Source organism: Reyranella humidisoli, assembly GCF_019039055.1.
GTDB classification, from domain to species: Bacteria; Pseudomonadota; Alphaproteobacteria; order Reyranellales; family Reyranellaceae; genus Reyranella; species Reyranella humidisoli.
In genome coordinates, this window is record NZ_JAHOPB010000004.1 from 89,472 (window position 1) to 103,223 (window position 13,752).

Annotated in this window: 11 protein-coding genes; 7 read left to right on the plus strand and 4 right to left on the minus strand. The window is 68.3% G+C overall.

Features of this window, described 5'->3' with window-relative positions; genetic code table 11:
- Positions 1-50: 50 nt before the first annotated feature.
- Positions 51-1,922, plus strand: coding sequence for a nitrilase-related carbon-nitrogen hydrolase (locus tag KQ910_RS26220; protein WP_229601031.1), 1,872 nt, complete (start codon positions 51-53; stop codon positions 1,920-1,922).
- Between the two features lie 88 nt (positions 1,923-2,010).
- Positions 2,011-3,663: a tetratricopeptide repeat protein gene (locus KQ910_RS26225; protein ID WP_216966989.1), complete on the plus strand. Its 1,653-nt coding sequence runs from the start codon at positions 2,011-2,013 to the stop codon at positions 3,661-3,663.
- A gap of 13 nt (positions 3,664-3,676) precedes the next feature.
- Here KQ910_RS26225 and KQ910_RS26230 read toward each other — a convergent pair whose 3' ends face one another.
- Both KQ910_RS26230 and ettA read right to left on the minus strand, forming a co-directional pair.
- Positions 3,677-4,132 (minus strand): hypothetical protein, encoded by a 456-nt coding sequence (locus KQ910_RS26230; protein WP_216966992.1) that lies wholly within the window; start codon positions 4,130-4,132, stop codon positions 3,677-3,679.
- Between the two features lie 29 nt (positions 4,133-4,161).
- Positions 4,162-5,835, minus strand: a complete 1,674-nt coding sequence (ettA, locus tag KQ910_RS26235; RefSeq protein WP_216966995.1) for an energy-dependent translational throttle protein EttA — start codon at positions 5,833-5,835, stop codon at positions 4,162-4,164.
- Positions 5,836-5,915: 80 nt separating this feature from the next.
- On the opposite strand from ettA, the gene KQ910_RS26240 reads away from it, so the two are divergent.
- On the plus strand, positions 5,916-9,353 hold the full coding sequence (locus tag KQ910_RS26240; RefSeq protein WP_216966999.1) for a NahK/ErcS family hybrid sensor histidine kinase/response regulator: 3,438 nt from the start codon (positions 5,916-5,918) through the stop codon (positions 9,351-9,353).
- Here the strand turns inward: KQ910_RS26240 and KQ910_RS26245 are convergent.
- Together KQ910_RS26245 and KQ910_RS26250 are read right to left on the minus strand one after the other, a co-directional pair.
- Complete coding sequence (locus KQ910_RS26245; RefSeq protein ID WP_216967002.1) at positions 9,343-9,984, minus strand: response regulator transcription factor; 642 nt, start codon at positions 9,982-9,984, stop codon at positions 9,343-9,345. The genes KQ910_RS26240 and KQ910_RS26245 overlap by 11 nt on opposite strands.
- 31 nt (positions 9,985-10,015) lie before the next feature.
- Positions 10,016-10,612: a hypothetical protein gene (locus KQ910_RS26250; RefSeq protein ID WP_216967005.1), complete on the minus strand. Its 597-nt coding sequence runs from the start codon at positions 10,610-10,612 to the stop codon at positions 10,016-10,018.
- 242 nt (positions 10,613-10,854) lie between these two features.
- On the opposite strand from KQ910_RS26250, the gene KQ910_RS26255 reads away from it, so the two are divergent.
- From KQ910_RS26255 to KQ910_RS26270, 4 genes are all read left to right on the plus strand, one after another.
- Positions 10,855-11,124 carry a DUF4212 domain-containing protein gene (locus KQ910_RS26255; RefSeq protein WP_216967008.1) on the plus strand — a complete coding sequence of 90 codons (270 nt, stop codon included), beginning with the start codon at positions 10,855-10,857 and terminating at the stop codon, positions 11,122-11,124.
- 13 nt (positions 11,125-11,137) lie between these two features.
- The gene (locus KQ910_RS26260) at positions 11,138-13,027 is read left to right on the plus strand and encodes a sodium:solute symporter family protein (protein ID WP_216967011.1); all 1,890 of its coding nucleotides are present in this window, start codon (positions 11,138-11,140) and stop codon (positions 13,025-13,027) included.
- Between the two features lie 63 nt (positions 13,028-13,090).
- Entirely contained in the window at positions 13,091-13,411 is a 321-nt protein-coding gene (locus KQ910_RS26265; protein ID WP_216967014.1) for a hypothetical protein, read from the plus strand.
- Positions 13,412-13,413: 2 nt separating this feature from the next.
- Positions 13,414-13,743, plus strand: a complete 330-nt coding sequence (locus KQ910_RS26270; RefSeq protein ID WP_216967017.1) for a hypothetical protein — start codon at positions 13,414-13,416, stop codon at positions 13,741-13,743.
- Positions 13,744-13,752: the final 9 nt, after the last annotated feature.

Here is a 13,752-nt window from a genome sequence, read left to right on the forward strand (position 1 = left end):
TGTTGGAAATCGCGAATTCGGCGCAGTATCGTCCCAAAGGGAGAATGCGGATGAGTTGGAAGTCATGGGCTCTGGCCATCGTGGCAGTGATTGCGTGCGGCCTGTCGCTCGCGGTCGGCGCCTCGGCACAGGCGCCGGTGGGGCAGAAGCAGATCAAGGTGGCTGCCGTGGATTTCGTCCCTGCCTGGGGCGATCTCGACGGCAACGTCGCGCGGCTCGCCAAGGCTGCCGAGGAGGTGGCCCGGCAGGGAGTCGAGTACGCCGTGTTCCCCGAGACGGCGGTCAGCGGTTATCTGTTCAGCGGACCGAAGCAGCTCGCGCCTTTCCTCGACACCATTCCCGGCAAGACGACGGCCGCGCTCCTGCCCGTACTCCAGCGCACCGGCCTGTACATGAGCGTGGGCATCGCCGAGCGCGATGCCGCGACCGGCCTCGCCTACAACACGGCCGTGCTGATGGGCCCGAACGGCATCGTCGGCAAATACCGCAAGAACGGGCTGAACCCGCAGGACCAGAAGGTCTTCGCGCCCGGCACCACCGGCGTCGAGGTGTTCGAGACGCCGATCGGGCGCATCGCGCTGCTTATCTGCTACGACGATACCTATTGGCAGTATGCGCGTCTGGCGGCGCTGCGTGGCGCCCAGATCATCGCCTGGCATTCGGTGTCGGATCGCGTCATGCCCGGCACGCCGCCTGCCGAGGCGACGGGCAATCATTCGACGGTTTCCAATGTCCAGTACATGAGCGCGCAGAACGGCGTCTGGGTCGTCGGCGCCACGCGCAGCGGCGTCGAGACCAATCCGATCACCGGCGGCAAGCTCTACTACAATGGCGGTTCGAGCATCTGGTCGCCGAAGGGCGAGAAGCTGGTGCAGGCGCCGGTGGTGCCGCCCGAGACCCTGCCGCCCGGCCTCGCCGGCGTATTCGCGACCAGCATCGTCCCGGCCGAAGCCGATGCCGAGCGCACCGCCCAGCTCGCGCGGCGCCGTCCGGACCTCTACGTGCCGCTGATGGCACTGCACCGCAGCCCGACCGACGGCAACGCCACGACGTCGGTGCGCTCCGTCGCGCTGTCGGCGGCGCAATGGCCCGACGGATCGTCGCTGCTTTCCTCGGCGCGGCCGGAAGCGGGCGAGCTGCTGGTCCTGCCGGAACTCTCGGCTCTTCCCTCGGGCCTGTCCGCAGCCGACATCAAGGCGAAGGCCGAGGCGCGTGGCGGCGCCTTCGAGCAGGCCCTGTCGGCGTCGGCCAAGGCCGGCAGCGGCTACCTGGTGGGCTCCTATCCCGAACGCGACGGCGACAGGACCTATCACACGGTCGTTCTGGCCGGTCCTGCCGGATCGGTGCTCGGCCGCTATCGCGCCACGCACCTGTCGGCCGCGACGGCTGCCTGGGCGAGCCCGGGTGACGAGCCCGTCGTGATCGACACGCCGCTCGGCCGCCTCGCACTGGCGACCGGCGAGGAGTTGCGCGTGCCCGAACTCGGCGGCCTCTACGGCGCGCTGCGGGCCGACATCCTGGCCGCGCCGGCGGGACGGCCCGAGCCGCTGAAGGTGCAGATCGACGCGAAGCTGTTCGCCGTCAACGATCCGCCGACCGGGCGTGCGGATTTCTTTCCCTATGCCTCGGCCAAGCAGGCGCAGCTCTGGCTGGTGAGCGGCGGGCGCCGCGTCGGTAACGCTACTGCGGCCGGCATCTACGGGCCGGAGCCGGTCGTCGACACGCCGACCCTGACGGCCGCGGCCGGCGAGACCGTCGTGCGCTACCGTACGCGCGTGCCGGCGCCGGGCACGTGGATCAACCAGCAGCAGCTGATCGGCGGGCAGCAGTCGCTGCTGTTCGTGCCACTGGTGATGAAGGACGACAGCGACTGCCTGAAGCAGTGGCGGACGCAAGGGACCGGCGCGCCGCCCTGCCGGTGAGCCCTTCACGACACGGAGAACGGCCGGGCTTGCCGCCGGCCCTTTCCCGACGGCACCATGCCCCCGGATCGCAGCGGGGGCATGGACCATGGACGACTATTACGATCTCGGCGCCTACAAGCGCAGCGTCACGACCACTTCGCCGCAGACGCAGCTCTGGTTCGATCGCGGACTGAACTGGCTCTACGGTTTCAACCATGCCGAAGCGATCAAGTGTTTCGAGAAGGCGCTCGAGACCGATCCCGGCTGCGCCATGGCGCACTGGGGCATCTCCTACGCCGCCGGCCCGAACTACAACCTGCCCTGGCACCGCTACGATCCGGCCGGCAAGAAGCGCGCGCTCGAAGCCTCCTACGACGCCATGCAGCGCGCGCTGGCCGCCGCGCCCAACGCCTCGCCGGTCGAGCAGGCGCTGATCCGCGCGCTGCCGGCGCGCTACCCGCAGCGCGAGGTGATCGAGGACCAGACGACCTGGGACAAGGCCTTCACCGTCGAGATGCGCAAGCTGTTCCGCGCCCATCCGCACGATCTCGACCTGCGCTCGGTCTATGCCGAGGCGATCATGAACGAGACGCCCTGGCAGATGTGGGACCTCAAGACCGGCCAGCCGACGCCGGGCGCCGGCACGGAGGAGGCGGTCGAGGTGCTGGAGAGCGCCTTCCGCGACATCCCGGCGAGCTGGGATCATCCCGGCCTGCTGCACCTCTACGTCCATCTGATGGAGATGTCGCCGTTCCCGCAGCGTGCGCTGCGCGCCGGCGACCGGCTGCGCGACCTCGTGCCCGATTCGGGCCATCTCGTGCACATGCCGACCCATATCGACGTGCTGTGCGGCAACTATCGCGACGTCGTCGTCTACAACCAGAAGGCCGTGGTGGTCGACCGCAAGTACCTGGCGCGCGAGGGCGCCCTCAACGTCTATTCTATGTACCGCAGCCACGACCATCACTTCATCGTCTACGGCGCCATGTTCCTCGGCCAGTACACGCCGGCCATCACCGCGGCGCAGGAACTGATCGACACCACGCCCGAGGAACTGCTGCGCATCCCGTCGCCGCCGATGGCCGATTTCGTCGAGGGCTATCTCTCGATGAAGCAGCATGTGCTGGTGCGCTTCGGCAAATGGCGCGAGATCATCGCGCAGGAGCTGCCGAAGGATCCAGACCTCTATTGCTCGACCACGGCGATGACGCTCTACGCAAAGGGCGTGGCGCATTCGGTGCTGGGCGAGATCGAGCAGGCCGAGCAGGCGCGCGCCGCCTTCCGCGCCGCCAGGGCGCGCGTGCCCGAGAGCCGGCGCCTGCACAACAACACCATGGTCGACCTGCTGGCCATCGCCGACGAGATGCTGACCGGCGAGCTGGAATATCGTCGCGGCAACTTCGACCTCGCCTTCGCTCATCTGCGCCGCGCCGTCGTACTCGACGATTCACTGCCCTACGACGAGCCCTGGGGCTGGATGCAGCCGACGCGCCATGCGCTGGGCGCGCTGCTGCTGGAGCAGGGCCATCTCGCCGAGGCCGAAGCCGTCTATCGCGCCGACCTCGGCTTCGACGGCAAAACCAACCGCGCCTGCTGGCATCCCGAAAACGTGTGGAGCCTGCACGGCCTGCACGAATGCCTGACGCGCCGCGGCGAAACGGTCGAGGCCCCGCTGATCAAGGCGCGGCTCGATCTGGCGTCTGCCCGTACCGAGATGCCGGTGCGGGCGTCGTGCTTGTGTCGGAGGGAAGCGGCCTGAAGCGAAAGGTTCGTCACCGCTTCGCCGGTGGCAGCACTCTCTGGATCATCGCGAACAGGAACGCCGTCGTCAGGCCGAACAGCAGCACGCCGTTCACCGCTTCCAGCCCGCCCAGCATCTTCCACTGGTGGGCGAGGTGGATGCTGGTGTCGCCGTAGGTGGTCAGCGCGCCCAGCGAATAGAGCATGGCGGAGCGGTTGTCGGGGATGGCGTCCAGGTAGCGGAAGGCCAGTGCCCAGATGCCGCCTTCGAGGATGTGCAGGGTCGTCACCAGAGTCACCGCCATCGCCATCACCAGGGAGAAGGTGAGGGTGACGTGGCGGCCGCGGTCCCGCATCGTGTCGAGCACCCGGTCGACCCGGGCGGTGAAGACCGCCAGGCACAGGATATGGATCACGCAGGTCAGCGCGATCAGCGGCACACCCCACGCCCAGTCGTGTCCCCACTGCACTTCGTCGAGCGGGTTCATGCCATGCCGCCGTTCCCGTGCCCGCCGGTCTAGCGGACCAGCGGCTTGTACTTGATGCGGTGCGGCTGGTCGGCGTCGGTGCCGAGGCGGCGATGCCGGTCGAGTTCGTAATCCTGGTAGTTGCCCTCGAACCACTCGACATGGCTATCGCCCTCGAAGGCCAGCATGTGGGTGGCGGTGCGGTCGAGGAACCAGCGATCATGCGAGATCACGACGGCGCAGCCGGCGAACTCGACCAGCGCCTCTTCGAGCGCGCGCAGCGTGTCGACGTCGAGATCGTTGGTCGGCTCGTCGAGCAGCAGCACGTTGGCGCCGCTCTTCAGCATCTTGGCGAGGTTCACGCGGTTGCGCTCGCCGCCCGAGAGCTGGCCCACCTTCTTCTGCTGGTCCGCGCCCTTGAAGTTGAACGAGCCGCAATAGGCGCGGCTGGAGATTTCCTTGCTGCCGAGCTTGATGATGTCGAGGCCGCCCGAGAGCTCCTCCCACACGCTCTTGTTGGGATCGAGTGTCTCGCGGCTCTGGTCGACGTAGCCCAGCTTCACCGACGGGCCGACCGAGAAGGTGCCGGTGTCGGGCTTGTCGAGGCCGGTGATCATCTTGAACAGCGTGGTCTTGCCGGCGCCGTTGGGGCCGATGACGCCGACGATGCCGCCCGGCGGCAGGTTGAAGGTGAGGTTGTCGATCAGCAGCCGGTCGCCGAAGCCCTTGGAGATGCCCTCGGCGCGGATGACGTGGTCGCCGAGGCGCGGGCCCGCGGGGATGACGATCTGCGCGCGGTCGAGCGTCTCCTGCTTGTTCTCCTCGACCATCTGCTCGTAGGCCGCGATTCGCGCCTTGCTCTTGGAGCGGCGGGCCGAGGGGCTGGTGCCCATCCATTCGAGCTCGCGCTGCATGGTGCGTCGGCGGGCGTCGGCGGTCTTCTCTTCCAGCTCGAGGCGCTTGTCCTTCTGCTTCAGCCAGGACGAGTAGTTGCCTTCCCACGGGATGCCGGCGCCGCGGTCGAGTTCGAGGATCCAGCCGGCGACATTGTCGAGGAAGTAGCGATCGTGGGTGACGGCCACGACGGTGCCGGGGAACTCCGCGAGATGGCGCTCCAGCCAGGCCACCGACTCGGCGTCGAGATGGTTGGTCGGCTCGTCGAGCAGCAGCATGTCGGGCTTGCTGAGCAGCAGGCGGCACAGCGCCACGCGGCGCTTCTCGCCGCCCGAGAGATTCTCGACGCTGGCGTCGGACGGTGGGCAGCGCAGCGCGTCCATGGCGATCTCGACGGTGCGGCCCAGGTCCCAGCCGTTGCCGGCGTCGATCTTCTCCTGCAGCTCGCCCTGCTCCTCGATGAGCTTGTCCATGTCGGCATCGGGATCGGAGAAGGCGTTGGAGACCTCCTCGAAGCGCGCCAGCATCTTCGCCATCTCGCCGGCGCCGTCCATGACGTTGCCCAGCACGTCCTTGGACGGGTCGAGGCCCGGCTCCTGCTCCAGCAGGCCGACCTTCACGCCCTCGGCCGCCCAGGCCTCGCCGGTGAAATTGTCGTCGCGGCCGGCCATGACCTTGAGCAGGGTGGACTTGCCCGAGCCGTTGAGGCCGAGCACGCCGATCTTGGCGCCGGGCAGGAACGACAGCCAGATGTCCTTCAGGACCTGCTTGCCGCCGGGAAAGGTCTTGTTCAGACCCTTCATCACGTAGATGTACTGGTAGGATGCCATTCTAACTAAATCCTTGTGTCGCGGAGCTTGTAGCGGCCCCGCCCAGACGGTTCAATGACGCCGGGGAGAAACGCGCACGCATGCTGGTGGAACCGGCTGTCCTGGCCTTGTCGCTGGCCTATCTGGGGCTGCTCTTCGCCGTGGCCTATTTCGGCGACCGCTACGCGCGCGACTGGTCGCGGAACTCGGTGGCCCCGGTCGTCTACGGTCTGTCGCTGGCCATCTACTGTACCTCCTGGACCTTCTACGGCGCGGTCGGCCGCGCGGCGACCTCGGGCATCGACTTCATCCTGATCTACACCGGCCCGGTCCTGGTCGTGACCCTGGGCTACCCGATGCTGCGGAAAATGGTGCGGGTGGCCAAGCAGCACAACGTGACGTCGATCGCCGATTTCCTGGCGTCGCGCTACGGCAAGAGCCGCGCCGTCGGCGTCACCGCCACGCTGTTCGCCACGGTGGGTGTGCTGCCCTACATCGCGCTGCAGCTGCAGGCCGTGTCGGCGTCGTTCCGCACCATCGCCGCACCCTCGCCGTGGGTCGGAGGCGCGCCGGGTGTCGTGCATGCCGATACCTCGCTGATCGTGGCGGCGCTGATGGCGCTGTTCACCATCCTGTTCGGCGTGCGCAACGTGCAGGCCTCAGAGCAGCATCGCGGCATGATGCTGGCCATCGCCTTCGAGTCGGTGGTCAAGCTGCTGGCGCTGCTGGCGGTCGGCCCCTTCGTGGTGTGGTTCCTGTTCGACGGCCCGTCCGACATGGTGGCGCGGCTCGCCGAGGCGCCGGCCGTGGCCGAGCGGCTGACGCGCGAGGCCTCGCCGCTCACCTGGGTGGTGATGTCGCTGCTCTCGGGCATGGCCTTCCTCTGCCTGCCGCGCCAGTTCCATGTCGCCGTCGTCGAGCACGACCATCCGGCGAGCCTGAAGACGGCGCGCTGGCTGTTCCCGGCCTATCTCGTGCTGATCAACCTGTTCGTGATCCCGATCGCGGCGGCGGGCCTGCTGCTGCTGGGGCCGAACGTCAGCCCCGACCTCTACGTGCTGCAGCTGCCGCTGGTCGGCGGCGAGAGCTGGCTGTCGGCCTTCGTGTTCATCGGCGGCCTGTCGGCGGCGACCTCGATGGTCATCGTGGCCTGCATGGCGCTGTCGGGCATGATCGGCAACGAGCTGCTGATGCCCTACCTGCTGAAGCGGCAGGCCGGCGTCGCACGGGACATGGGGCCGCTGGTGGTGCTGGTGCGCCGCGCCGCCGTCGTGCTGATCCTGATGGCGGGCTATGCCTACGAGCGCATCATCTCGGGCTACCTGCCGCTCGCCTCGATCGGGCTGATCTCCTTCTGCGCCGTCGCCAACTTCGCGCCCGGCCTCGTGCTCGGCCTCTACTGGCAGCGCGCCCACAGGTACGGCGTCGTGGCGGGCCTGACCGGCGGCTTCGTCGTGTGGCTCTACGCGCTGCTGCTGCCGACCCTGCGCCAGGGTGGCGGCAGCGGCGCGGGAGCGGGCGCGGGGCCGGTGGCGCCGTTCAGCCCCTACCTGCCCGAGCCGCTGGCCGCGCTCGATCCGGTGTTGCAGGGCTTCCTGGTCTGCGTCGCGGTGAACACGGCACTGCTGGTCGGGGTCTCGCTGCTGGTGCGGCCGGTGGGCCGGGACCGCGAACAGGCCGACGCCTTCGTGCTGGGCGCCGAGCCGCGGCCGCTGCCGCGCCGCGCGCCGGCCGACGCTGCCCGCATCGAGGAGCTGCGCCAGCTCCTCGCGCGCTTCGTCGGTGTCGAGCGCGCGGCCCGCACCCTCACGGGCGAACTGTCGCTGGAAACGGCGGTGGTCCGCACCGAGCGCATGCTGTCGGGCACGCTGGGCGCGGCCTCGGCGCGCGTCATCGTGGCGGCCTCGGCCCGGCGCGGCCGGCTGCTGCCGCGCAGCGCGCGCGCCATCATCGACGAGGCCTCCGAGGCGATCCGCTACAACTACGAGATCCTGCGCAACACGCTCGACCATGTCGGCATGGGCATCGCCTCGTTCGACCGCGAGGGCCGGCTCGAGATCTTCAACGACCGCTTCACCGACCTGCTGGCACTGGACGACGACGCGGTGGCCGTCGGCGCCGCGCCGCGCGAGTTCGGCGCGACGCCCGAGGTCGTGGCGCTGCTGCGCCGGCCCGAGACGCCGCAGACGCACGAGATCACCACGCGCGACGGCCGCGTGATCGAACTGCGGCTCGATCCGCTGCCGGGGGACGGGTTCGTGGCCACCTGCAACGACGTCACGGCGCGGGTGCGCATCGCCCAGGCGCTGCGCGACAGCGACGGCCAGCTCCGCCGCGCGGCCGAGACGCTGGAGCAGCGCGTGGTCGAGCGCACCGCCGAACTCGAGGCCAGCCGCGCCGAGGCGGAGGCCGCCAATCTCGGCAAGACGCGCTTCATCGCGGCGGCGAGCCATGATCTCCTGCAGCCGCTGCATGCCGCGCGGCTGTTCACGGCGGCGATGATCGACCGCGACCCGCGCAACGATCTCGGCGGCAAGATCGATGCGAGCCTCGGCGCCGTCGAATCGCTGCTCGACGCGCTGCTCGACATCTCCAAGCTCGATGCCGGCGCCTTCAAGCCCGAGCGGCGGCCCTTCGCGCTGCAGCCGCTCTTCGAGTCGCTGGCGACGGCCTTCGCGCCGATGGCGGCACGGCGCGGAATCGCGTTGGCGGTGGCGCCGACGCGCGCCTTCGTCGACACCGATCCGGCCTTCCTGCGCCGCATCCTGCAGAACCTTCTCTCGAACGCGCTGCGCTACGGGCAGGTCGAGGGACGGCCGGCGCGGGTGCTGCTGGGTTGCCGGCGGGTCGGCGATTCGCTGCGCATCGAGGTGAGGGACAACGGACCGGGCATCGCGCCCGACAAGCAGGCCGTGATCTTCGACGAGTTCGTGCGGCTGCAGCCCGAGGACGAGGGGCCGCGCGAGGAGCGGGGGCTGGGGCTCGGCCTCGCCATCGTCGACCGCATCGCGCGCATGCTCGACCTGCCGGTCGCGCTTGCCTCGGCACCGGGCCGCGGCTCGACCTTCTCCATCACCGTGCCCCGCGTGGCGGCCGTCGTGACAGCGCCCGTGGCGCAGCCGGTGCAACAGTCGCTGCCGTCGATCGAGGCCGAGAGCTTCGTGCTCTGCCTCGACAACGAGGCGCGGGTGCGCGAGGCGATGGCGGCGCTGCTGGGCGGGTGGGGCTGCAACGTCGCGACGGCTGCGTCGCAGGCCGAGGCGCTGGACGCGGTGGCGCGCGCCGGGCGCCTGCCGGACCTGGTGCTGGCCGACCTGCATCTCGACGAGGGCGCCGACGGTCTCGACGCCGTGGTCGCGATGCGCGCCGCCTGGGGTCGCGCCGTGCCCGCCGCGCTCGTCACGGCCGACCGCGATCCGACATTGCGGCTGCGCGCGCGCGCGCTGCAGGTGGAACTGCTGCACAAGCCGGTGAAGCCGGCATCGCTGCGCGCACTGCTAAGGCTGCGGAGTTCGGCCGTGGGGCGGCTTACGGCCTGATCGTCTCCGTCGACGGCAACGCCAGTCCGCGCGCCTCGATCACGGCCTGGGTGCGCGAGCGGACGCCGAGCTTGCGCAGGATCACCGTCACGTGCGCCTTCACGGTGGCTTCACCGACGCCGAGCTTGTGCGCGATCTGCTTGTTCTGGTCGCCCTGCACCATCAGCGACAGCACGCGCCATTGCTGCGGCGTGAGCTGGGCGGCGCGCTGGGCGAAGGTCTCGCCGGTGCTGGCTTCGGGCGGCGCGAAGATCTCGCCGTCGAGGACGGCGCGCACGATCGCGGCGATCTCGTCGAGTGGCGCGGACTTGTCGATATAGGCCGAGGCGCCGAACTCGTAGGCGCGGCGCACCACCGAGGCCTCGCGCGCCGCCGACACGACGACGATGGGCACGGTGGGATGCTCGGCGCGCAGGCGGGCGAGGCCGGTGAGCCCGTCCATGCCCGGCATGTCCAGGTCGAGCAGCACCGCATCGGTTTCGGGCTCGCGGTCGAGCGCGGCTTTCGCCTGGTCGAGGGAACCGGCCATGTTGAATTGCGCGCCGGTGAACGCCTGACCGAGCGCCGACGCCAGCGCGTCGCGAACCATCGGGTGGTCGTCGGCTACCAGGAAGCGCTCGATGTCGGCCATGGGATGAGCGTGACCACCGGGGCCGGGAGAATCAAGACGCAAGGCGGAGATTGGCCAGCAACGCGTTGCGATCGAGGCGTTTGGGCAGGCGATCGTTGAACGAGATCAGGCCGAACGTCACGGCCGCGGCCAGCACCTGGCGTTCCTCCTCGGCGTTCTTCGACCGGGCCGGCACGAATTCGTGGATCAGCGCACCCGTCCTGTGTCCCATGACCTTGAGGTCGGGGCGATGATCGGAGGAGACACCGGCGAAGCGGCTGAGCAGGGCCGCATGGCGATCGCTCCAGCCTTCGGGCCGATGAACCGGCGCCGGATATTCGCCCAGCGCGTCGGCGTACGTTCGTACCAGGGCGGGGTCCAACTCGGGGCCGCCGTCGAGAAAGGACCGCACGACGAAAGCCATGTCGGCGGCGATGGCCGCGAAGGCTTCCCAGCGGCAGACCGCAAAGGCGTCGTTGAAGGCGGGATCGCCGAAGGCCGACTGGCCGAACCACGCCAGCGTATTGCGGGAGAATTCGTAGGTCGACCGTTGGGCCACGTAGGACGCCTCGCCGCTGACGAAACGCGTGAGCTGCGCGCGTGAGCGGATGCGCGTGGGGAAAAGGTAGCTCTTGAGCCCTGCAAGCATGCTGCTCTCTCGTCGACTGCACGGCCTGTGAATGGATATTCGACTAAAGTAGGGGTACAGCCGCACTGACAGTGAATCACACCTGCTGTATATTCACGCAGTCTGATTGAATGAAAATGAAGAAACAAGGCGCCCGAGCAAACCGGGCGATGGGGAGTTCAGCGTACCATCGGGCAATCCCGAACTCATCGCGGCGGTGGTTGTGCATCGGCGCCTCCAATTGTCTTTGGAGGAGCAAGAGCATGGCGGAAAGCAGACTGACGGCCTCGCAGCAGGCCGCCTATTGGGAAAAAACGAAGCGGCTGATGCTGGTCATCCTCGCCGCATGGTTCTTCTTCAGCTTCGTGATCCACTTCTGGGCGCCGCAGCTCAACCAGATCCGGATCATCGGATTTCCGCTGGGCTACTACATGGCGGCCCAAGGCTCGCTGATCGCCTTCGTCCTGATGTGCGTCTGGAACGCCAAGTCCCAGGACAAGATCGATCACGAATTCGGCGTCCAGGACGAGTGACGGGGGAACGACCATGGCAGCCATCCAAGGCGGGTTTCTCGCCAATCTCGGGCGCATCTATGCGCTCTACACCGGAACCTTCATCGGGTTCACGATCTTCATCGGCCTCCTCGAGTTTATGGGCGTGCCGAACCGCATACTCGGCTACCTCTTCATCTTCCTGACCCTCGGCGTCTACGCGCTGATCGGCTGGCTGGCGAGGACCGCCGAGGTCAACGAATACTATGTCGCCGGCCGCGCCGTTCCCGCCTTCTACAACGGCATGGCGACGGGCGCGGACTGGATGAGCGCCGCCTCGTTCATCGGCATGGCGGGCTCGCTCTACTTCGGCGGCTATGGCGGCCTGGCGTTCGTACTGGGCTGGACCGGCGGCTATGTGCTTGTCTCGATCCTGATGGCGCCGTACCTGCGCAAGTTCGGCCAGTTCACCGTGCCGGACTTCTTCAGCGCCCGTTACGGCGGCAACGTGGCCCGCGCCCTGGCGGTCGTCGTCCTGATCACCGCGTCGTTCACCTATGTCGTCGCGCAGATCGTCGGTGTCGGCATCATCACCGCACGCTTCCTCGACATCCCGTTCCAGCTGGCCTGCTTCGTCGGTCTGCTCGGCATCCTGCTCTGCTCGATGCTGGGTGGCATGAAGGCGGTCACGTGGACGCAGGTGGCTCAGTACATCATCCTGATCATTGCCTACCTGATCCCGGTCGTCGTGCTGTCGGCCAAGGTCACGGGCATCCCGATCCCGCAGATCATGTACGGCCAGGCTCTTGAGAAGATCGAGGCGCTGGAGAAAACCTTCGGCATCGCACAGCCCTACGCTTCGGCCTTCACCGATGCCAAGGGCGCCTACAGCCCGACGGCGATGTGGAACTTCTTCGCGCTGATCCTCTGCCTGATGGTCGGCACGGCGTCGCTCCCGCACATCCTGATGCGCTACTTCACCACGCCGTCGGTCAAGCAGGCCCGCGACTCGGTGGCGTGGTCGCTGTTCTTCATCTTCCTGCTCTACTTCACGGCGCCGGCCTACGCGGCCTTCGCCAAGCTGGAAGTGTACCAGCACGTGATCGGGCAGCCGATCGCCAGCCTGCCGGCGTGGGTCTCCTCGTGGGGCAGCATCGGCCTCGTCGGCGCCTGCGACGCCGCCAACGCCGCCCAGACCTTCGCGCTGTGCAAGGGCGTCACCGGCAACGGCGACGGCATCCTGCAACTCTCGGAGTTCCGCCTGCACACCGACGCGGTCGTGCTGGCGACGCCGGAAATCGCCGGCCTGCCCTACGTGATCTCCGGCCTGGTTGCGGCCGGTGGTCTCGCCGCCGCGCTCTCGACCGCGGACGGACTGCTGCTCGCGATCGCCAACGCGCTCAGCCACGACATCTACTACAAGATGATCGACCCCAACGCCGACACCAAGCGCCGCCTCGTCATCAGCCGGGTTCTTCTCGGCCTGGTGGCCCTGGTCGCCGCCTACGTGGCGGGCACGTTGGGGGCGGACATCCTGTTCCTGGTGTCGTGGGCCTTCTCGATGGCGGCGGCCGGCCTGTTCGCGGGCCTGGTCCTCGGCATCTGGTGGAAGAGGGCAGGCGATGCGGCCGGCGTCTGGGGCATCATCGTCGGCTTCGGCCTGTGCATGTTCTTCCTGATCGCGACCGAGTTCTACGGGCCGTGGGTCAAGCAGAGCCTGAGCTGGATGGGCGACATCAACATCGTGAAGATCCGCGGTCGCGACGTTGCGTACATCTGGGGCATCAACAACATCTCGGTGGGCATCTTCGGTATTCCGGCGGCCTTCATCGCCATGCTGATCGCCGGCTGGGTGAGCAAGCCGGCATCGGCCGAGATGCAGGACTTCATCGATTCGATCCGGGTACCCGCCGGATCGGTGCGCAACGCCGAGGCGGCACATTGATTGCCGCCGCGACTTGAGGAAGGGTAGGGCGGGGCGCAAGCCCCGCCCTTTCCACTTGGACCGATGAACCAACCCGACTTCTTCTGGGGCTACCTGCCCTTCTGGATCGTGAACTACGGGCTGTCGCTCGTGGCCTGGGCCTGCATCGGGCGCTGGGCGCTGTCGTTCTTCGTGCCGGCGCTGCAGCCGCAGAACTACATCTGGCGATCCTTCGTCTGGCTTACCGAATGGGCCATCGCCGCGGTGGGCTTCGTCACGCCGGTATCGCTTTCGCGGCGCTGGCTGCCGCTGATCACGGCGTTCTGGCTATTCTGGCTGCGTACCGGCTTCTACTTCGCCATGGCGTCGGCCGGCCTCACGCCGCGTCTTGCGGGTGGAGGCTGACGATGCTCCGCCACCAGGTCTTCGCCCTCGTGCTGGGGCTGGCCGTGTTCAACGGCATCTTCTCCCCGCTGGTGCATCTCGTCGCCGCCTACAGTCTCATCTGGGCACCCCCCTGGCTGCCCAACGATCCCAGCGTCATGTTCTATTTCTCCAGTCTGATCGTGGCGACGACGACGCTGCTGGTCTCGGGGGTGCCGGCCGCCCTGATCGAGCGTGCCGTCCCCGCCTCGCGCGAGGCGCCCGGTCCGAACTGGGTCTGGGCCGCGGTCGCGCTGGTTCTGTGCTTCCCCGCCCTGGTCCGTGTCTTGCTCATGTCAGGTGCTGTGCAATAGGCTGCACCC

What these genes read in the sequence shown, in the direction of transcription:
- KQ910_RS26270 (WP_216967017.1), top strand. Translation starts at nt 13,414, where the DNA reads ATGCTCCGCCACCAGGTCTTCGCCCTCGTGCTGGGGCTGGCCGTGTTC.
- KQ910_RS26265 (WP_216967014.1), top strand. Translation starts at nt 13,091, where the DNA reads ATGAACCAACCCGACTTCTTCTGGGGCTACCTGCCCTTCTGGATCGTG.
- KQ910_RS26220 (WP_229601031.1), top strand. Translation starts at nt 51, where the DNA reads ATGAGTTGGAAGTCATGGGCTCTGGCCATCGTGGCAGTGATTGCGTGC.
- KQ910_RS26250 (WP_216967005.1), bottom strand. Translation starts at nt 10,612, where the DNA reads ATGCTTGCAGGGCTCAAGAGCTACCTTTTCCCCACGCGCATCCGCTCA.
- ettA (WP_216966995.1), bottom strand. Translation starts at nt 5,835, where the DNA reads ATGGCATCCTACCAGTACATCTACGTGATGAAGGGTCTGAACAAGACC.
- KQ910_RS26230 (WP_216966992.1), bottom strand. Translation starts at nt 4,132, where the DNA reads ATGAACCCGCTCGACGAAGTGCAGTGGGGACACGACTGGGCGTGGGGT.
- KQ910_RS26245 (WP_216967002.1), bottom strand. Translation starts at nt 9,984, where the DNA reads ATGGCCGACATCGAGCGCTTCCTGGTAGCCGACGACCACCCGATGGTT.
- KQ910_RS26255 (WP_216967008.1), top strand. Translation starts at nt 10,855, where the DNA reads ATGGCGGAAAGCAGACTGACGGCCTCGCAGCAGGCCGCCTATTGGGAA.
- KQ910_RS26240 (WP_216966999.1), top strand. Translation starts at nt 5,916, where the DNA reads ATGCTGGTGGAACCGGCTGTCCTGGCCTTGTCGCTGGCCTATCTGGGG.
- KQ910_RS26225 (WP_216966989.1), top strand. Translation starts at nt 2,011, where the DNA reads ATGGACGACTATTACGATCTCGGCGCCTACAAGCGCAGCGTCACGACC.
- KQ910_RS26260 (WP_216967011.1), top strand. Translation starts at nt 11,138, where the DNA reads ATGGCAGCCATCCAAGGCGGGTTTCTCGCCAATCTCGGGCGCATCTAT.